Genomic DNA, 19,230 nt, shown 5'->3' on the forward strand with positions numbered 1-19,230 from the left:
GTTGTGTCACTCGCGGCCGCTGTTTAACTCGCGAGTAACCATCGAGTGGTGATCAGAGTAGAGCGCGGCTGGCCGGTGTGTAAGGGGTGGCGGGCTGTCACTTCCTACAAGACTCCTACGCAGAGCGACCCTACGCGCAGCATGGGGGTCCCCCCGCTCGAGCGAAGCCGAGAGTGGGGGAGGGCTCGTCGCGCCGAAACGCGACGAGCCCGCATTGTGCCCGAGTTCCAGGGGTGACGGTGGCCGGCTGCCCCGGAATGCGGAGACGCAGGGGCGCGACGGTGTCGAGGGGGCATGGGGGTCCCCCCGCGCGAGCGAAGCCGAGCGTGGGGGAGCGCGGAGGCCCGAAGGGGTGAGCACGGTCGCCCCCTCGACACCGGCTGAGGCGCCCCGGAGGCGCAGCAAAATGGAAGGACGCCTGCTACTTCTTGCCCTTGCCGGAGCCCGCGTTCTCCTCGCTGGACAGCACCGCGATGAAGGCCTCCTGCGGAACCTCCACAGAGCCCACCATCTTCATCCGCTTCTTGCCTTCCTTCTGCTTCTCCAGCAGCTTCCGCTTACGGGAGATGTCACCGCCGTAGCACTTGGCGAGGACATCCTTGCGGATGGCGCGGATGGTCTCGCGGGCGATGACCCGGGAGCCGATGGCCGCCTGGATGGGCACCTCGAAGGCCTGCCGCGGGATGAGCTCGCGCAGCTTGGCGACAAGTCGCACGCCGTATGCGTACGCCTGGTCCTTGTGGGTGATCGCGGAGAAGGCGTCCACCTTGTCGCCGTGCAGCAGGATGTCGACCTTGACGAGGCTGGAGGTCTGCTCGCCGGTGGGCTCGTAGTCGAGGGAGGCGTAGCCGCGGGTCTTGGACTTCAGCTGGTCGAAGAAGTCGAAGACGATCTCCGCGAGCGGGAGCGTGTAGCGGATCTCGACGCGGTCCTCGGAGAGGTAGTCCATGCCGAGCATGGTGCCGCGGCGGGTCTGGCACAGCTCCATGATCGAGCCGATGAACTCGCTCGGGGCGAGGATCGTGGCGCGTACGACCGGCTCGTACACCTCGCTGATCTTCCCCTCGGGGAACTCGCTCGGGTTCGTCACCGTGTGCTCGGTGCCGTCCTCCATGAGTACGCGGTAGACCACGTTCGGCGCGGTGGCGATCAGGTCGAGTCCGAACTCGCGCTCGAGCCGCTCCCGGATCACGTCCAGGTGCAGCAGTCCGAGGAAGCCGACGCGGAAACCGAAGCCGAGGGCGGCGGAGGTCTCCGGCTCGTAGACCAGCGCGGCATCGTTGAGCTGAAGCTTGTCGAGGGCGTCGCGCAGCTCGGGGTAGTCGGAGCCGTCGAGAGGATAGAGACCGGAGAACACCATCGGCTTGGGTTCCTTGTACCCGCCGAGGGCTTCGACGGCGCCCTTGTGCAGGCTGGTGATCGTGTCACCGACCTTGGACTGCCGGACGTCCTTCACACCGGTGATGATGTAGCCGACCTCGCCGACGCCGAGCCCGTCGGCGGAGAGCATCTCGGGCGAGTTCGTCCCGATCTCCAGCAGCTCGTGGGTGGCGTTGGTGGACATCATCCGGATCCGCTCACGCTTGTTGAGCTGCCCGTCGATGACTCGTACGTACGTCACGACGCCGCGGTAGGAGTCGTACACCGAGTCGAAGATCATGGCGCGCGCCGGGGCGTCCTCGACGCCCACGGGTGCGGGGACCTCGGCGACGACCTTGTCGAGCAGCGCCTCGACGCCGAGTCCGGTCTTGGCGGAGACCTTCAGGACATCGCCGGGGTCGCATCCGATGAGGTGCGCGAGCTCCTCGGCGAACTTCTCGGGCTGCGCGGCGGGCAGATCGATCTTGTTGAGCACGGGGATGATCGTGAGCTCGTTCTCCATCGCCAGATAGAGATTGGCGAGCGTCTGAGCCTCGATGCCCTGAGCGGCGTCGACGAGCAGGATCGTCCCCTCGCACGCGGCGAGCGACCGGGACACCTCGTACGTGAAGTCCACGTGCCCCGGAGTGTCGATCATGTTGAGGATGTGGGTGTTGCCCTTGTCCTCGGTCGGGGCCCAGGGCAGGCGGACCGCCTGGGACTTGATCGTGATGCCGCGCTCGCGCTCGATGTCCATACGGTCGAGGTACTGAGCACGCATCTGCCGCTGCTCGACCACCCCGGTCAGCTGGAGCATCCGGTCGGCGAGCGTGGACTTGCCGTGGTCGATGTGCGCGATGATGCAGAAATTGCGGATCAGAGCCGGGTCGGTACGGCTCGGCTCGGGCACATTGTTAGGGGTCGCGGGCACGCAGGGTCCTGATTCTTGAGATATCCGCAGGGGGCAGCGGCTCGGGTCGGATCGATACGTAGCTTCCATGGTCCCACGGGCGGGGACCGGCGACGGGTTTGGGCCGGTAGGACTGCGGCTGCTAGTCTGAGCAGCTGTGTCTCATGCCGTCTGGGGTGCCCTCAGCGGGCAGCTCTCTGCGGGAGGCACAGACGGCTCCACCGGGTCACCGGTGGGCCACTCGAAGATCAATCACCGGCATATGAGGCTGGCCCTCGTGTGCCTGAACCTGAAAAGGCTCATTCGTGGCGAACATCAAGTCCCAGATGAAGCGGATCAAGACCAACGAGAAGGCACGGCTGCGCAACAAGTCCGTGAAGTCCTCGCTGAAGACCGCGATCCGCAAGGCCCGTGAGGCCGCTGCCGCGGGTGACGTCGAGAAGGCCACCGAGCTGCAGCGCGTTGCCGCGCGCAAGCTCGACAAGGCCGCCTCGAAGGGCGTCATCCACAAGAACCAGGCCGCCAACAAGAAGTCGGCGCTTGCTTCCCAGGTCGCTTCCCTCAAGGGCTGAACCTGCCGGGTGACTCGGCTGCGCCGAGCGCCCACTTGATTCGAACGCCGGAAGGACTCTGAGCGGGCCCTCTCTCTTCCGCTCCCGACCGGCACTCCGGGTTCATGCGCGGCCTGCGTTCGCCACGCGGGCATGGACCCACCGGCTTACACCGAAGGCCCCGCTTCCTGCCCTTCCCCAGGGTGGGAGCGGGGCTTTCGGCTTTGGGAGCGATGGGCTCCCTTTCTTCGGAACCTGGGGGTGCGCCCCGATAGGGGCGTGGGGCTGTGACAGTGTGCGGCTCCGCCGCGTGGGCGCGACCAGCCACAGACGACCCGCAGCCGCCCACGAATCTCAAGCCGCCACCCGCGTAGGGCCCTGCCCCTAACCCCGTCGGGACCGTGCCGCCCGGGCAATCGCAACGACCGCCTTTTCAAGGGCGTACTCAGGATCGTCCCCCCCGCCCTTGACCCCCGCATCCGCTTCGGCCACCGCCCGGAGGGCGACCGCGACGCCGTCCGGAGTCCAGCCCTTCATCTGCTGCCGCACCCGGTCGATCTTCCACGGCGGCATCCCGAGCTCACGAGCCAGATCGGCCGGACGCCCCCCACGCGCGGAGGAAAGCTTGCCGATGGCCCGCACCCCCTGCGCCAGCGCGCTGGTGATCAGCACCGGCGCAACCCCCGTCGACAAGGACCACCGCAGCGCCTCGAGCGCCTCCGCCGCCCGCCCCTCGACGGCCCGATCGGCAACGGTGAAGCTGGAGGCCTCGGCCCGCCCCGTGTAGTACCGCCCGACGACTGCGTCGTCGATCGTCCCCTCGACATCCGCGACCAGCTGCGCCACCGCGGACGCCAGCTCCCGCAGATCACTCCCGATCGCATCGACAAGGGCCTGACACGCCTCGGGCGTGGCCGACCGCCCGAGCGTACGGAACTCACCGCGCACGAAGGCCAGCCGGTCCGCCGGCTTGGTCATCTTGGGACAGGCGACCTCCCGCGCCCCCGCCTTCCGCGCGGCGTCGAGCAGCCCCTTGCCCTTGGCCCCGCCGGCATGCAGCAGCACCAGCGTGATCTCTTCGGCGGGCGCCCCGAAATACGCCTTCACGTCCTTGATCGTGTCCGCCGACAGATCCTGCGCACCGCGCACGACCACGACCTTCCGCTCGGCGAACAGCGAGGGACTCGTCAGCTCGGCGAGCGTCCCCGGCTGCAACTGGTCCGACGTGAGGTCCCGTACATCCGTGTCCGGATCGGCGGCCCGCGCGGCGGTCACCACCTCCCGCACGGCACGGTCGAGCAGCAGATCCTCCTGCCCCACGGCGATCGTGACGGGGACGAGTACGTCTGCTGCGTCTGCGGATTCAGTCTTCCTGGCCATCGCGCTCAAGCATCCCACGCACCACTGACAACGACCCTCGACCGAGACCGCTCAGGCACCCCGACCCCGCGGCTACGGCTCCTCCCGCCAGCCGTCCCACTCGCCCGCGAACTCGTCCAGCTCCCCGGCGTCCAGCCGTTCCTCGGCATCCCGCAGGACCAGCAGCCACTGCGCGTCCTCGGCATCGTCCTCACCGGCCAGGGCATCCCGTACGAGCTGCGGCTCCTCGTCGATCCCGAACCGCTCCCCGAGCGCCTCCGACGCCTCCTGCGCGGCATCGCGATCGGGCAGCACCAGCACATGTCTCACATCGCTCACACGGACATTTTCCGGTACGCGCCGAGCAGCCCGCGCCGCGGCTCAGCCCTCGTGCACAGTCCCTCGTGCTCAGCCCTCGCTGCTCTGTCAGCTCTCGCTGTTCAGCTCTTGGGGACGATCTGTATGTCCAAGGCGACCCGGATGCTGGGCCCGACCACGGCGATGCCCCGAGCGAGCATCGTCTGCCAGCTCACCGTGAAGTCGTCGCGCCGCAACTCGGTGGTGGCCCGGCACGCCCCCCGCACCTCGCCCTCCATGCCGTTGCCGATCCCGAGGTACTCGGTGTCGAGCGTGACCGTACGCGTCACGCCGTGCAGCGACAGCGCCCCGGTGACCGCCCACCGGTTGCCACCCTTGTGCACAAAGCGGTCGCTGTAGAACTCCAGCGTGGGGAAACGGTCCACGTCGAGGAAGTCCGCCGACCGCAGATGGTCGTCCCGCATCTTGACGTTGGTGTCGATGGACGAGGCGTCGATCACCACGTGCATCGCCGTCTGCTCCACCTGCTGGGCGATCCGTATCACCCCGGCGAAGGTGTTGAACCGGCCATGAACCCGTGCCAGTCCGATGTGCCGCGCGGTGAATCCGATCGAGGAATGCGCCGGCTCGATCTCCCAGTCCCCCGGCTCGGGCAGCGCGGGAGGCTGGGCGACCCGAAGCGCCACATCGCCGAGCGAGGTCACCGCGTTCTCCCGCACCGTGGCGCTCTCACGGAGCGGCGTGTACCCCTCCGCCGTCACCCCGAGCCGGTACTCACCCGCGGGAACCGTCGCCACGAACGACCCGAACGGATCCGCGCCGCCACCGACCACTTTGCGTCCCATGACGTCACTGACCGTGAACTCCGCATGCGACACCGGCTGATTGACCGGATCCATCACCCGGCAGCTGAGCAACCCGGCACCGGTCGGCACCGACATGGCAGTGAGGAGATTCGTCCCTTGCACTCGGTTCTTACCGATTCCCAGCCAACGGCCGACCATCTACGACACACCTCGCGCAATATGAAACAAGACAAAATCTAGTGGCGATGCATTCGACCACCGATGCGGCTTTCGAGGCAAGACTCGACCACATCACGGGAATCAAGCAGTTGCGCTGGGTATAAGTATGATGAGTCCGAGTTGGCCGTTCCGCTTGTGTTTTCCTACCTCAGGAACCCGCTCCCCCGACGACCGGAACGCGCTCCAGCAAGATCCCGAATCGCTCCCGGTACACCTCCAGAACCTCCTCGTCCGTGGCCAGATCCGATCCCTCTTTCGTCCCCTCGGGCGCCGTAACGGTGAACTTTCGCCCGCTGAGCGTGATCCGCCCGCCGTCGTCGGTGACTCGCGAGCAGACGAGCGACCGTGTGAAATGCGACACCGGCGAGGTGCTGTGCCACCAAGCACCGCTCACGCAGTCCCCGAGCACCCTCGGCCGCAGCTCCAGCCGGTACTGAGGTGTGCCGTCCCGCAGGACGTCCAGGTCACCGGAGCCCGCGGCTCCCCCTCGCACCCCAGCCGGATCCGCCCCGGCCTCGACCAGCCGGAACGTGCCGGCCGGATCCATCTGCTCGCCCCGCTCCCCGAAGGCCAGCGGATAGTGGCTGTTCGCCCCGAACCCTACGTCAACCAGCCAGTCACCCCCGTCCACCGTCCCCACCCGCAGCGCGAGGTGATCGAACGGGATACCCAGCCGCTCCCCCTCCCCGTACACCCGCGCCGCGAGCAGCTCCACCTCGAAGCCCAACTCCGCGAGCAGCGCCCCGAACGCCCCGTTCAGCTCGTAACAGAAGCCGCCCCGTCGGGCGCCCACCACCTTGTCCAGGAGCTGTTTCTCCTCCAGCACGATCTCCTCTCCCAAGTGGATCGACAGATTCTCGAACGGCACGGTCAGCAGATGTCGCAGTTGCAGTTCTCGAAGCGCCTCGACCGTGGGCAGCGCGGGGCGCTCGGCCCCGATCCGACGGAGATAGGCGTCTGCCTGTACGGATTCCATGCCTGCCAGTCTCCTGGACACGGGGCTCCGGGGCGCGGTCTCGGCCTTCGGCTCCTGGTTCCTGGTTCCTGGTGTCTCAGGCTCCAGAAGCCTGAGCCCTCCAGGCCGGAGACTCCCGGGGCCTGAGACCGTCGGGGCCTCAGACGCCCGCCACCCACAGGCGGTCCCCCTCTCCGGCAACGGCCATCGCCCCGTCCTCGTCCGTACGCAGCACGGTGGCACCCCCGGCACGCAGCGCCGCCACCGTGCTCGGTGCCGGATGTCCGTACGGGTTGTCCGCGCCGCATGAAATGAGCGCCAGGCGTGGTGCCGCCCGGCGTATGAGCTCCGGGTCCTGGTAGGCCGAGCCGTGATGGGCGACCTTGAGGACGTCCACGCCTCCCAGTTCGGCGCCGGCCGGGGATCTCAACAAGGCCTGCTGGGCGGGTGGTTCGAGGTCGCCGAGCAGGAGCAGGGTCAGCCCGGCCGACCGTACGAACAGGGTGACGCTGGCATCGTTCGGGCCCTCCGGAGTCGGGGCCGGGCGCGGCGGCGGCCACAACACTCGCCAGTCGAGCGCCCCCGTACGCCGCCGCTCCCCCGCCACCGCCCGGGTCACCGGGATACGTCGGGCCGCCGCCTGCCGGTGCACGAACTCCGCCTGGTCCAGCGGCTCTTCGAAGCCCGTCGCCTCGATCGCGCCCACCGAACGCCCGCGCAGCACGCCCGGCAGCCCCGCCACATGGTCCGCGTGGAAGTGGGTCAGCACGACGAGGGGGATCCGGGTGATGCCCAGCGTGCGCAGGCATTGGTCGATGAGGACCGGGTCGGGGCCCGCGTCGACCACCACACCGGCGCCGTCGTCCGCCGCGAGCACCATCGCGTCGCCCTGTCCCACGTCGCACATCGCGAACCGCCAGCCCGGTGGCGGCCACCCCGTGATCACCCGGGTGAGCGGCGCCGGCTGCACCAGCACCAGCAGGAGCAGCACTACGCAGGCACCGCTCAGCCAGGGGTGCCTCAGGAGTCTCCGGCCGATGAGTACGAGCAGCACGGTCACGCAGGCGAGCAGCAGCGCGCCCGGCCAGCTGTCCGGCCAGTCCACGCCGGCGCCGGGCAGGGCGGCTCCGGTGCGGGCGATGTCCGCGATCCAGCCCGCCGGCCAACTCGCGCACCACGCCAGCGCCTTGGCGACCGGCATCGCCCACAGGGCCGTGGTCAGCGTCGCGAAGCCCAGCACCGTGGCGGGCGCGACCGCGAACTCCGCGAGCAGATTGCACGGCACCGCCACCAGGCTCACCCGAGCCGAGAGGACGACGACAACGGGCGCGCACACGGCCTGCGCCGCGCCCGCCGCGGCCAACGCCTCGGCGAGCCGCGGTGGGACCCGCCGCCTCTGGAGTGCGGCGCTCCACCTCGGGGCCAGGGTGAGCAGGGCGCCGGTCGCGAGTACGGAGAGCAGGAAGCCGTAACTCCGGGACAGCCAGGGGTCGTACAGCACCAGCAGCAGGACCGCCGTGGCCAGCGCCGGAATCAGCGACCTGCGGCGGCCGGTGGCGATGGCCAGCAACGCGATCGATCCGCAGGCCGCGGCCCGCAGCACACTCGGGTCCGGCCGGCACACGATGACGAAGCCGAGCGAGAGCGTGCCACCGAGTACGGCGGTCGCCCGCAGCGGGATGCCGAGTCTGGGGGCGAGGCCTCTGCGCTCGGCGTGCTGTGCACGACCCGGCGGTCCGATGAGCAGGGCGAGCAAGATCGTGAAATTGGCCCCGCTGACGGCCAGAAGGTGAGTGAGATCGGTCGCCTTGAACGCCTCGTCCAGCTCCGGCGTGATCCGCGAGGTGTCCCCCACCACCAGTCCCGGCAGCAACGCCCGCGCATCCGGCTCCAGCCCCTCGGTCGCCGCACGCAGCCCACCGCGCAGCTCCCCCGCGAACCGCTGCGCCCCCGACGGCTCCTCCACCACCTGCGGCGGCCCACTGTCCTGCACCCGCAACACTGCTGCGACCCGCCCTCCATCTCCCAACTCAGGCACGACCCGCGCCGCCACGCGCACCTTCGTGGAGGGCAGGAGGGAGAGCCAGGGCGAGCCGTGCGCCTTCCCGGAAGGGGCGCCGGATTCCGGTCCCGCCCCGGAACTGTCGCCGGACACCGCGGATTCCGAACCCGGCGACACGATCACCAGTACCGGTGTCCGCGTCGCCGTCACCGTCCCGTCCTGCTGCTCGATACGGCGGACCTCGGCGTTGAGCAGTACGGCGGTCGGGACGGCGTGGGCTCCCCTGATCCGCGGGCGGGTGAGCCGGGGGTCCGAGGTGACCACCACGTCGGCGGCCACCTCGGCGTACTGGCGCGCCAACTCAGGTACGGGGCCACGGCGCAGGTCCGCCCCGTGCAGCCCGCCGGAGGCAGCCGCTGCGGCCACGCAGAGCAGCACGGCGGCGACGGAGGCCTTCGGCCAGGTACGCCACAGGAGCCGCCGGGCGCGGTTGGGCTCCACCCCGCCATGTGTGTACTCCGGCTCACCGCGACTGCGCCTCCGGCCCGTGACCAGTAACGCGCCTGCCACGACCAGGCAGACGACCACCACACCGATGGTCCAGCCCGGTGACGCGCCCAGCGTCAGTGCCGCCGTCACCCATGCCGCCAGGGCGGGCGGCACCAACCGCAGGTCGGTCGGCCCCTCTTGACGAGGACGCGCGGCACCGCGCGGGTTCCCGGAGGCGGCGTGCACGGCCGGGCGGTCGGGCACGGCGGAATCGGGCACGGCGCGGCTGGGCGCTTGAACCTCCGGCCCGTTCATGGTCGTACGAGATTCTGCAGATCGGCGAAACGACGATCACCAATGCCGTTCACTTCCCGGAGTTCGTCGACCGAGCGGAAACCGCCGTGCTGCGTGCGGTAGTCGATGATGTGCTGGGCCAGCACCGGGCCGACGCCCGGCAATGTGTCGAGCTGCTCAAGGGTGGCCGTATTGAGGGCGACCGGAGCGGCCGCACCGGCGGCGGCTCCCCCGGGGCCCACAGCGCCCGAGGCACCAGCAGCTCCAGCGGCGCCCGTGCCTCCGGTCACGCCAACTCCCGCCCCGACAGGCGGAGCGCCGACCACCACCTGCTCACCGTCCACAAGAAGCCGGGCGCGGTTCAGCCCCACGGTGTCCGTGCCCGGGCGCACTCCTCCGGCGGCCCGCAGCGCATCCGCGACCCGGGAACCGGCCGGCAGCCGGTGGATACCGGGTTCGCGCACCTTGCCGCTGACGTCCACCACGATCGTGGTGCCGGCCGCACCCACGGGGTCCCGCGCGGCTGTTGAGGATCCGGGTGCCACCGCCGCTTCCTCATGCGGAGCCGGGGGTGCCGCCCGCACCACCTCCGGTGGACGCACGGGCTGGGTCCGGCCCGACCAGAAGTGCTGACCGGCGAAGACGGCGGCCACCACAAGCACCGCCGAGAGCGCGACCACGCTCTTCCGCTCCAGCCCGCATCTCGACTGCAGCCACAACGGCATCCGCTCCCGCACAGCAAGCCCAACCCGCTCCCGCCACGCGGTTTCAGCTCCGGCCAGAGCGTCGGCCCCGCCCTCGTGCCTGCCCGCCTCGGCGCCGGCGGCCCCAACCGCGTCGCCGCCAACCGCCCGGTCGCGATGGGCCACACGCGTCCTCGGACCACCGTCGGGCGGCGGCCCATACCCCAACCCCCGTCGCTCTCCCGCCCGTTCGGCGAAGATCGCCTCCGCGCGCAGGCGGAGCGCCTCCGCCGAGGCCTGGTGGCGGCGGACCCTGCTTCGGTAAGGGCGGCGGCGGTGCCGGATGCGGCCGTCGGAGACGGGGCCGCGGCCCGGGCCACTGGTAGCGGTCGTTGTCCGTGAAGCTGATCGAAGTGCCATGCGACGAGAATCGGGCACGACGACGCCCTCGCGATGATCTTGCTCAATTCCCGTGGATTACCACCCAGTTGTGGATAACTCCGTCACTCGCACGAGGCGCCTGACGGGGCGCCCGACACGGGCCCGACGAAGTGCCCACGCACCCAGCGCACGACTCCTCCACACGAACCACACACTTTGCGAGATACATCACAGTGAAAAACTTCACCGACCACTGTGAAACTCACCGAGGCGAGACCACAGCCCCCAGCAGCCCGGGCCCGGTATGCGCCCCGATGACCGCACCGACCTCGCTCACATGCAGATCGGCCAACCCCGGCACCCGCGCCCGCAACCGTTCCGCAAGCGCCGACGCGCGCTCAGGCGCGGCGAGATGATGGACCGCGATGTCTACCTGGGCACTCCCCGCCCGACCGGCCACAATCTCCTCGAGGCGGGCGATCGCCCTCGACGCGGTCCGCACCTTCTCCAGCAGTTCGATCCGGCCGCCGTCGAGCTCCAGCAGCGGTTTCACCGCCAGCGCGGACCCGAACAGGGCCTGCGCCGCCCCGATCCGGCCGCCCCGGCGCAGATAGTCCAGCGTGTCGACGTAGAAGTACGCGGACGTGCCGGCGGCCCGCTTCTCCGCCGCGGTCACCGCCTCGTCGATCGTGCCGTCCGCCTCCGCGGACTCGGCCGCGGCCAGGGCGCAGAAGCCGAGAGCCATGGCGACCATGCCCGTGTCCACGACCCGTACGGGCACCGGAGCCTCGCGCGAGGCGAGGACCGCCGCGTCGTACGTACCCGAGAACTCGGCGGACAGATGCAGCGAGACGATGCCGGTGGCGCCCGACTCGGCGACCTTGCGGTAGGTCTCGGCGAAGACCTCGGGGCTGGGCCGGGACGTGGTGACGGGGCGTCGCTTCTGCAGCGCCTGTGCCAGCGAGCGGGCCGAGATCTCGGTGCCCTCTTCGAGCGCCTGGTCACCGAGCACCACGGTCAGGGGCACCGCAGTGATGCCGTGGCGCTCCATCGTCCGCGGCGGCAGGTAGGCCGTTGAATCGGTGACGATCGCGACATGGCGGGACATGATCTGGAGATTACCCGCAGGAACCCGCGGACGGCAGCCCGGCACCAAGCGCTCCGCTGGAAGGGGCGGTTCGAAGCTGCGGGTTCGTTGTGGCTGGTCGCTCCCCCACTCTCGGCTCCTCCCCCAGTGCCTTAAGGGCCTGGGGGGACCCCCAGAGCGGGGGGACCCCCATCGCGGCGGAGCCGCACATTGATACAGCCCCGCGCCCCTAAGAGGCCTGCGGCCTCCCTGGGGGCGCGGTACCGCACCGGACTTCGCCAAGGCCGCTTCGGCGCCTGCCGCTGCCGAATCGGCCGGATCTCCTCGCGTTCCGGGCTCAAGTTCAAGTCGTGCTCTCCGGACGGGGTTTCTTCTCCCAGGGGTAGGTAGGCCGCGCTGCCGGCGGGGTGATGGCGGGCCGGGTGGGCGTGGGCTCCTCCGCGGCGGCCTCCTCGGCGGTGCGCGACGGCGCCGTGTCCGGCCAGGTCTGCTGGTCGCCCGCGGCGGCCGGTGCCTCCGGCCACGGGGGCGGCGGCGATGGGGGTCCCCCCTCGCGAGCGGAGCCGAGCGTGGGGGAGGGCGCCGGCTCCTTCGTCCAGTGCCGCAACGCGCCCGCCTCCATGTCTATCTGCTGGCTCAGTGAGTCCAGGTCGTCGCCCGCGAACCGCCGGGCCCGGTCGCGCGCCGCCGACCGCAGGGCGTCGGCCGACTTCGTGATCTGCTCCGTACGCTCCCGCAGCTTAGGCAGCTGTTCGACGAGGTGGGCCCTGTTCGGCTCGCGCTCCAGTCGCTTCATGTCGGCGTCCAGTTCGTGGCCGTGTGCGCTGAGTCGCTGGAAGAGGGCCAGGGACTCCTTCAGTGACTCGTCCTCGCCCACGCTCGCCTGCAGCGCGTCCTGGGTGGCACGCATCGACGTCCGCAAGGAGAGCCGCAGTTGGGCCAGCTCACCGAGCACTCCCGGCTGTGCGAGGGTCTTCGCCCTGAGCGTGGAGTCCTCCACCGTGCGGCGGGCCTGGGCGACGGTGCGGTCCACTCCGCGCTTGGCGGCGCCGACCGCCTTCACCGTCGCATACGTCCCCAGGACCACGAACAGCACGAAGATCAGCGCCACGATTGCTGCCACGGCTTCCATGACGATGTTCCTCTCGGGTCCTGCTTGTCGGTCTTGTCTGTACCGCTTCCAGGTCCTGCTTGAAGTGCCTGCGGGCTCTTCCACGGTAAACGGAAAAGGCAGGCCGAGGGTTCCAGCGGAACCCCCAACCTGCCCGTAGGGGACTACCCCGACCCGCGTTACGCAGGAACGATGTTCACCAGCTTCGGCGCCCGCACGATCACCTTGCGGATCCCCGCGCCGTCCAGCGCCGCCACGACCTTGTCGTCACCCAGCGCCGCCTTCTCCAGCTCCTCGTCGGAGATCGACGGGGACACCTCCAGGCGCGCCTTGACCTTGCCCTTGACCTGCACGACACAGGTCACGGTCTCGTCCACGACATACGCCGGGTCGGCCACCGGGAAGTCCTGGTGGACGACCGAGTCGGTGTGCCCCAGCTTGCGCCACAGTTCCTCGGCGATGTGCGGGGCCAGCGGCGCGACCAGCAGCACCAGGGACTCGGCGACCGTACGCGCGACCGGGCCCCCCGTCTTCGTCAGGTGGTTGTTCAGCTCGGTGACCTTGGCGATGGCGGTGTTGAAGCGCAGGCCCTCCAGGTCCTGGCGTACGCCGTCGATCGCCTTGTGCAGGGCACGCAGCGTGGCCTCGTCCGGCTCGCCGTCCACGACCGTCACCGCGCCGGTGGCCTCGTCCACGACGTTGCGCCACAGCCGCTGCAGCAGCCGGAACTGGCCCACCACCGCGCGCGTGTCCCACGGCCGCGACACGTCCAGGGGGCCCATCGCCATCTCGTACAGACGCAGCGTGTCCGCCCCGTACTCGGCGCTGATCTCGTCCGGAGTGACCGCGTTCTTCAGGGACTTGCCCATCTTGCCCAGCAGCCGGGTGACCTTCTCGCCCTCGTAGTAGTACGCGCCGTCGCGCTCCTCCACATCGGCGGCGGGCACCGCGATGCCCCGGCTGTCGCGGTAGACGAAGGCCTGGATCATGCCCTGGTTGTACAGCTTGTGGAACGGCTCGGCCGACGAGACGTGCCCCAGGTCGTACAGGACCTTGGACCAGAAGCGCGCGTACAGCAGGTGCAGTACGGCGTGCTCCGCGCCGCCCACGTACAGGTCGACGCCGCCGTGCGGCATGCCGTCGCGCGGGCCCATCCAGTAGCGCTCGTTCTCCGGGTCGACCAGCTTCTCGGAGTTGTGCGGGTCCAGGTAGCGCAGCTCGTACCAGCAGGAACCGGCCCAGTTGGGCATGGTGTTGGTCTCACGGCGGTACTTGCGCGGGCCGCGGCCGTCGCCCAGGTCCAGGGTGACGTTCACCCAGTCCTGGTTGCGGGACAGCGGGGTCTCCGGCTCGGTGTTCGCGTCGTCCGGGTCGAAGGTGCGCGGCGAGTAGTCCTCGACCTCCGGCAGCTCCAGGGGCAGCATCGACTCGGGCAGCGGGTGGGCGATGCCCTCCTCGTCGTAGACGATCGGGAAGGGCTCGCCCCAGTAGCGCTGGCGGCTGAACAGCCAGTCGCGCAGGCGGAAGTTGACGGTGCCCTCGCCGATGCCCCTGCGCTCCAGCCACTCGGTGATGCGGGCCTTGGCCTCGACGACGCCCAGGCCGTCCAGGGAGACGTCCTCACCGGAGGAGTTCACGATCTTCGCGTCGTACGAGACGAACGCGTCGTCCCAGGTCGACGGGTCCGTGCCCCGGTCGTCGTTGGGCTCGACCACGCAGCGGATCGGCAGCTCGAAGGCGCGCGCGAACGCGAAGTCGCGGGTGTCGTGCGCCGGGACGGCCATGATCGCGCCGGTGCCGTAGCCCATCAGTACGTAGTCGGCGATGAAGACGGGCACCTGTTCGCCGCTGACCGGGTTGGTGGCGTACGAGCCGGTGAAGACGCCGGTCTTGTCCTTGGCCTCGGCCTGCCGCTCGACGTCGGACTTGGAGGCGGCCTGCGCGCGGTAGGCGGCGACGGCCTCGGCCGGGGTCGCGTGGCCGCCGGTCCACACCTCGTGCGTGCCCTCGGGCCATTCCTGGGGCGTGAACTTCTCGACCAGCGGGTGCTCGGGGGCCAGCACCATGTAGGTCGCGCCGAACAGGGTGTCCTGGCGCGTGGTGAAGACCGTGATGTTCTCGCCGTCGATCGGGAAGTCGACGCGGGCGCCCTCGGAGCGGCCGATCCAGTTGCGCTGCTGCAGCTTGATGGCCTCGGGCCAGTCCAGCTCCTCCAGGTCGTCCAGCAGCCGGTCGGCGTACGCGGTGATGCGCATGTTCCACTGGCGCAGCTTGGCCTTGAAGACGGGGAAGTTGCCGCGCTCGGAGCGGCCGTCCGCGGTCACCTCCTCGTTCGCCAGTACGGTGCCCAGGCCGGGGCACCAGTTGACGGGCGCGTCGGAGGCGTACGCCAGCCGGAACCCGCTCAGGACGTCAGCGCGCTCGGTGGCCGTCAGCTCATTCCAGGAACGCCCACCGGGCACCGCTCGCTCGCCGCTCTCGAACCGGTCGACCAGCTCGGCGATCGGGCGGGCCTTCTTCGCCTCGTCGTCGTACCAGGAGTTGAAGATCTGCAGGAAGATCCACTGGGTCCACTTGTAGTAGTCCGGGTCGATCGTCGCGAACGACCTGCGGTTGTCGTGGCCCAGGCCCAGCCGGCGCAGCTGCACCTGCATGTTCTTCATGTTGGCTTCGGTGGACGCGCGCGGGTGTGTGCCGGTCTGCACGGCGTACTGCTCGGCGGGCAGGCCGAAGGCGTCGAAGCCCAGGGTGTGCAGGACGTTGTGGCCGGTCATGCGCTGGTACCGGGCGTACACATCGGTGGCGATGTAGCCCAGGGGATGGCCGACGTGCAGGCCCGCACCGGAGGGGTACGGGAACATGTCCATGATGAACTTCTTGGGCTTGGCCACCCGGGCGGGGTCAGCGGCCAGGTCGCCGGTGGGGTTGGGCGCCGCGTAAGTGGCGTTCGCCTCCCAGAAGTCCTGCCAGCGTGCCTCGATCTCGTTGGCCATGGCGGCCGTGTAGCGGTGCGGCGCCACCACCTCGGAGGCAGCGGCGGGGTTCGTCTCGCTCATGATCCTCAAAGCTCCATCGATCGTCTCTGCCAGCGGCTTGGGAAATGAAAAAGCCCCTCGCACAGGAGGGGTCGCCGCGCTGAGTCCGGCCACGAATTCGTCGAGGGCCGGTACGGGTCAGCGCGGCTCGCTAAGCAGAAGGCGTACGGCACGCATGGCGTCAGGGTACCGCAGCCGCCGAGTGGGCCGCGACGGAGATTTCGGGGGCACATGACACGGCGTGCCACACTCTTGTTGCGGCACCCAAAGCTGAACAAAGGTCAAGGGTTACTCGGCGTAAGGGAATCTAAGGGACATCACAACTCCCTCAGGACCCTTAGATAACAGCGCAATAACTCAAACCTCGTACCCCTCGGTATGTCTCGGCCTAGAGTGCGGCATCGGGACCGCTTCCCCGAACTGTTTGGGAGACACCCCCCATGAACACTCGACGCAGTAACAGCCCGGTTCCCCGACCGGGCTGCTCGGCCCCCGGTGGGATCACCGCAGCCGCGTTGTCGCTCATACCCTTCGTCGTGATGTTGGGAGGCAGGTCGTGACGGACGACAGCACGGTGGATGACTCGTTCGCCGCGTTCCTCGACTTCGGTACAGGCGTCCTGTCCCTCGTCTGCCTCAGCGCCTCGGTGATCTGGGGGCTCGTCGCCCAGGACAGGATCTTCCTCGACGCCCGCCAGCGGATGCTGGCGCAGGCGGTGCACCGGACCACCGCGGTCGCCGCGGTCGTGTTCCTCTTCGTGCACATCGGGACCAAGCTGGCGCTGGACCACACCTCGTGGATCGCCGCGATCATCCCGTTCGGACTCGTCGGCTCGAACGACGAGATGCTGGGCAGGGCCTTCCTCATCGGTCTGGGCACCCTGGCCAGCCTGATGATGATCTTCGTGGCCATCACCGGCATCCTGCGCAATCGCTTCGCGGCCTCGGCACCCGTCGCGTCCCGCTGGCGCATGATGCACAGCCTGGCCTACCCGGCCTGGTGCTTCGCGCTGCTCCACGGCCTGTTCGCCGGCCGCCAGGCGAAACCGATCTTCGTGATCCTTTACGTCCTGAGCCTGGTGGCGGTCGGCGGGGCGCTGGCCCTGCGGGCGTCCCCGCCGCCGTTCAGGCGCAAGGTCGCCCAGGGCATCCGGGAACTGATCGGCAACAACAACGGCGGACTACGCGCGGAGCCCCCGGGGCGTCGTACCGCGGCCGAGGCCCGGCAGACGGGCGGCGCCGGTTCACGTCCGGGCTTCCCGGAGGGGAAGGTGCCCCGGCAGCGGACAGGTCCCCCGCCGAACGCCTCGCTGTACGACACCGGCCAGCGCGCCGCCCTCACGGACACAGGGGCGGGCGCCTCGCTGTACGACACCGGTCAGCGCGCCGCGTTCACGGACACCGGATCCAACCCGCTCACCGACACCGGCGGCTTCTCGGCCGCCTACCGCGCCGTGTCCAACACCGGCAGCATCCCGCGCATCCAGGACCCCCTCGGCCAGCCCGAGCCGCAGCGCATGCAGGGGCTCCCGACGGACATGCAGCCCACGGAGGCGATCCCGCGCGTCGAGGACAACGCCCCGCGCTGGCCGGCCCCGTCCCCGCCGCTGTACGAGGCCCCGCCGCGCCCCTCCGAGACACCCAACACGTACAACGGCCCGGTCTACGACACGGGCAACATGCCCTACGTGACTCCCGGCACCCCCTCGCCGTACGGAAACAATGATTTCTACGGCACCGGTGAGTCGAACGACCCCCTTGGTACGTACAACCCGAATGACACGTACGACAGCGGTCCCGCCACTGAAACGCTGCCCGGTGCTTACGACGCACCCAGCTCCGGCGAACCCTGGAACGCGCCTTCCGGAGGCTTTTAGTGAACGCCGCTCTCCCCGATGTCCCCGAGGTCCGTGTGGTCGGACTTCCCCAGCTCACCTCGGGTTTCGACCTGGTCGAAAGACTCGATCTGGACATGCACCTCAAGGTGCACGGTCCGCTCGAGCCGATGGGCGGAGAACAGCTCGCGCAACTCGCCGAGCGCATATCCCTGAAGGGCCGCGGCGGCGCGGGCTTCCCCTTCCACAAGAAGCTGCGGTCGGTCGCCGAGTCGGCGATCAAGCGTGGCGTGAGGCCCGTGGTCGTCGTCAACGGCAGTGAGGACGAGCCTGCCTGCCGCAAGGACACGGTGCTGATCAACCGTGCTCCGCACCTCATCCTCGACGGCGCCCTGCTGGTCGCGGAGGCACTCGGTGCCCGCACCCTCGTGGTCGGTGTGACCCGCGAGTCCACCCAGCAGTCCATGGAGGCCGCACTCGCCGAGCGGGGCCTGAACAACCGGCGCGGCTCTGTCCTCCGCGCGCGTGTGCAGCGCAATCCGGTACGGATGGTGACCGGCGCCGCCGCCTCGCTGATCCGCTCCATCGACGGCGGTCCCGCGATCCCGCCCGGCCGCAAGGTCAGCGCCTCACAGACCGGCGTCGGCGGTGCTCCCACGCTGCTGTCCAACGCCGAGACGTTCGCCCAGCTGGCGATCGCCGCCCGCATCGGCTCCGAGCGCTACGGCAACACCGGCCTGTACGACGAGCCCGGCACCGTCATGGTCACCGTCTCCGGCGCCGTCGCCCGCCCCATGGTGATCGAGATGCCCACCGGGGTGCCGCTGCGGTACGTCCTCCAGCTCGCCGGCGCCCCGCCGGTCCCTCAGGGCGTGCTGACCGGCGGCTACCACGGCAAGTGGATCGACGCGGCCACGGTCAACGAGGCGATCGTCTCGCGTGACTCCCTTGCGGCGGTGGGCGGTTCGCTCGGCGCGGGCGCGATCCTCCCGATCAGCCAGGAGACCTGCCCGCTGGGCGAGTCGCTGCGCGTGGCGCAGTGGCTGGCCGAGGAGAGCGCGGGACAGTGCGGTCCCTGCTACCTCGGTCTGCCCGCCGCCGCACGAGGCATGGAGGACATCCTCAACGGCGGCGGCCCCGCCGCCCTGGAAGCGGTCAAGCAGGTCGCTCACGCCGTGAAGCGGCGCGGTGCGTGCTCGCACCCGGACGGCTCCGCGATGTTCCTCGAGTCGACCCTCAAGGCGTTCACCGACGACCTGGCCGCGCACGTCCTCGGCAACGGCTGCGGCAGGCCCGTGGAGGGCGTACTGCCGCTCTTCGAGGGCGGCGGCGTCCCGACCGGTGTCCCGGGCGGCCAGGGACAGTTGGAGGCGGGTCCCAGCCGGCAGAAGATCTACGTCGACTGGACGCTATGCCGGGGCCACGGCCTGTGCGCCGACATCCTCCCCGAGGTCTTCGAACTGGGCGCCGACGGCTTCCCGACCGTCGCCCAAGCGCAGGTGCCGCGCTACGCCGAGCAGAAGGCCATGCGCGCCGTACGCCGCTGCCCGGCGCTCGCGCTGCGCATCGAGGAGGACAACTCCGGGGGCCCGGCCCGCAACAACCTGCCCGTCCTGTCGCAGCGCGGCCAGGGCCGTGGCCGCCGCGCGCTCGGCAGCGGCCGCTGAACGCGACGTAACGACGCACGAGGCAGTACGCACAGAAGAGGGCGGGCCATCCGATCGGATGGCCCGCCCTCTTCTGATCTCTTCATCTGCTGTGGAGCTAAGGAGATTTGAACTCCTGACCCCCTGCATGCCATGCAGGTGCTCTACCAACTGAGCTATAGCCCCTTGCC

The 19,230-nt window shown here is 69.8% G+C and carries 13 protein-coding genes and 1 tRNA gene; 3 read left to right on the forward strand and 11 right to left on the reverse strand.

The window, feature by feature from the left end; genetic code table 11:
- Positions 1-421: 421 nt before the first annotated feature.
- Positions 422-2,290 (reverse strand): translation elongation factor 4, encoded by a 1,869-nt coding sequence (lepA, locus tag IEZ21_RS00795; RefSeq protein WP_033320822.1) that lies wholly within the window; start codon positions 2,288-2,290, stop codon positions 422-424.
- Positions 2,291-2,574: 284 nt separating this feature from the next.
- Here lepA and rpsT point away from each other — a divergent pair, with 284 nt between their 5' ends.
- Complete coding sequence (gene rpsT / locus IEZ21_RS00800; RefSeq protein ID WP_189319962.1) at positions 2,575-2,841, forward strand: 30S ribosomal protein S20; 267 nt, start codon at positions 2,575-2,577, stop codon at positions 2,839-2,841.
- Positions 2,842-3,204: 363 nt separating this feature from the next.
- On the opposite strand, the gene holA is transcribed toward rpsT, so the two are convergent.
- From holA to leuS, 9 genes are all read right to left on the reverse strand, one after another.
- Positions 3,205-4,200 (reverse strand): DNA polymerase III subunit delta, encoded by a 996-nt coding sequence (holA, locus tag IEZ21_RS00805; RefSeq protein WP_189319963.1) that lies wholly within the window; start codon positions 4,198-4,200, stop codon positions 3,205-3,207.
- A 72-nt stretch (positions 4,201-4,272) separates the two neighbouring features.
- Entirely contained in the window at positions 4,273-4,518 is a 246-nt protein-coding gene (locus IEZ21_RS00810) for a hypothetical protein (protein ID WP_189319964.1), read from the reverse strand.
- Positions 4,519-4,619: 101 nt separating this feature from the next.
- Positions 4,620-5,501, reverse strand: a complete 882-nt coding sequence (locus tag IEZ21_RS00815; RefSeq protein WP_189319965.1) for a YceI family protein — start codon at positions 5,499-5,501, stop codon at positions 4,620-4,622.
- Between the two features lie 169 nt (positions 5,502-5,670).
- Positions 5,671-6,498, reverse strand: coding sequence for an arylamine N-acetyltransferase family protein (locus IEZ21_RS00820; protein WP_189319966.1), 828 nt, complete (start codon positions 6,496-6,498; stop codon positions 5,671-5,673).
- A 139-nt stretch (positions 6,499-6,637) separates the two neighbouring features.
- Complete coding sequence (locus IEZ21_RS00825) at positions 6,638-9,283, reverse strand: ComEC/Rec2 family competence protein (RefSeq protein WP_189319967.1); 2,646 nt, start codon at positions 9,281-9,283, stop codon at positions 6,638-6,640.
- The gene (locus IEZ21_RS00830) at positions 9,280-10,365 is read right to left on the reverse strand and encodes a ComEA family DNA-binding protein (protein WP_189319968.1); all 1,086 of its coding nucleotides are present in this window, start codon (positions 10,363-10,365) and stop codon (positions 9,280-9,282) included. Before IEZ21_RS00830 ends, IEZ21_RS00825 begins: the two co-directional genes overlap by 4 nt.
- Before the next feature lie 223 nt (positions 10,366-10,588).
- Positions 10,589-11,434, reverse strand: a complete 846-nt coding sequence (locus IEZ21_RS00835) for a DegV family protein (RefSeq protein WP_189319969.1) — start codon at positions 11,432-11,434, stop codon at positions 10,589-10,591.
- A 322-nt stretch (positions 11,435-11,756) separates the two neighbouring features.
- Positions 11,757-12,545, reverse strand: a complete 789-nt coding sequence (locus tag IEZ21_RS00840; RefSeq protein ID WP_189319970.1) for a hypothetical protein — start codon at positions 12,543-12,545, stop codon at positions 11,757-11,759.
- Between the two features lie 158 nt (positions 12,546-12,703).
- Positions 12,704-15,580, reverse strand: a complete 2,877-nt coding sequence (gene leuS, locus IEZ21_RS00845; protein WP_189319971.1) for a leucine--tRNA ligase — start codon at positions 15,578-15,580, stop codon at positions 12,704-12,706.
- A gap of 535 nt (positions 15,581-16,115) precedes the next feature.
- Between leuS and IEZ21_RS00850 the strand changes: the two genes are divergently transcribed.
- Both IEZ21_RS00850 and IEZ21_RS00855 read left to right on the forward strand, forming a co-directional pair.
- Positions 16,116-17,435: a ferric reductase-like transmembrane domain-containing protein gene (locus tag IEZ21_RS00850; RefSeq protein WP_189319972.1), complete on the forward strand. Its 1,320-nt coding sequence runs from the start codon at positions 16,116-16,118 to the stop codon at positions 17,433-17,435.
- The gene (locus tag IEZ21_RS00855) at positions 17,435-19,060 is read left to right on the forward strand and encodes an NADH-quinone oxidoreductase subunit NuoF family protein (RefSeq protein ID WP_189319973.1); all 1,626 of its coding nucleotides are present in this window, start codon (positions 17,435-17,437) and stop codon (positions 19,058-19,060) included. The genes IEZ21_RS00850 and IEZ21_RS00855 overlap by 1 nt, the downstream gene beginning before the upstream one ends.
- Before the next feature lie 92 nt (positions 19,061-19,152).
- Here the strand turns inward: IEZ21_RS00855 and IEZ21_RS00860 are convergent.
- Positions 19,153-19,225, reverse strand: a tRNA-Ala gene (locus IEZ21_RS00860).
- Positions 19,226-19,230 lie beyond the last annotated feature (5 nt).

The organism is Streptomyces flaveus (assembly GCF_014647675.1).
In the GTDB taxonomy this organism is placed as follows: domain Bacteria; phylum Actinomycetota; class Actinomycetes; order Streptomycetales; family Streptomycetaceae; genus Streptomyces; species Streptomyces flaveus.

Bases quoted from the DNA above. Each gene is read 5' to 3' on its own strand.
- holA (WP_189319963.1), bottom strand. From the start codon at position 4,200: ATGGCCAGGAAGACTGAATCCGCAGACGCAGCAGACGTACTCGTCCCC.
- IEZ21_RS00815 (WP_189319965.1), bottom strand. From the start codon at position 5,501: ATGGTCGGCCGTTGGCTGGGAATCGGTAAGAACCGAGTGCAAGGGACG.
- IEZ21_RS00820 (WP_189319966.1), bottom strand. From the start codon at position 6,498: ATGGAATCCGTACAGGCAGACGCCTATCTCCGTCGGATCGGGGCCGAG.
- IEZ21_RS00825 (WP_189319967.1), bottom strand. From the start codon at position 9,283: ATGAACGGGCCGGAGGTTCAAGCGCCCAGCCGCGCCGTGCCCGATTCC.
- IEZ21_RS00830 (WP_189319968.1), bottom strand. From the start codon at position 10,365: ATGGCACTTCGATCAGCTTCACGGACAACGACCGCTACCAGTGGCCCG.
- IEZ21_RS00835 (WP_189319969.1), bottom strand. From the start codon at position 11,434: ATGTCCCGCCATGTCGCGATCGTCACCGATTCAACGGCCTACCTGCCG.
- IEZ21_RS00840 (WP_189319970.1), bottom strand. From the start codon at position 12,545: ATGGAAGCCGTGGCAGCAATCGTGGCGCTGATCTTCGTGCTGTTCGTG.
- leuS (WP_189319971.1), bottom strand. From the start codon at position 15,580: ATGAGCGAGACGAACCCCGCCGCTGCCTCCGAGGTGGTGGCGCCGCAC.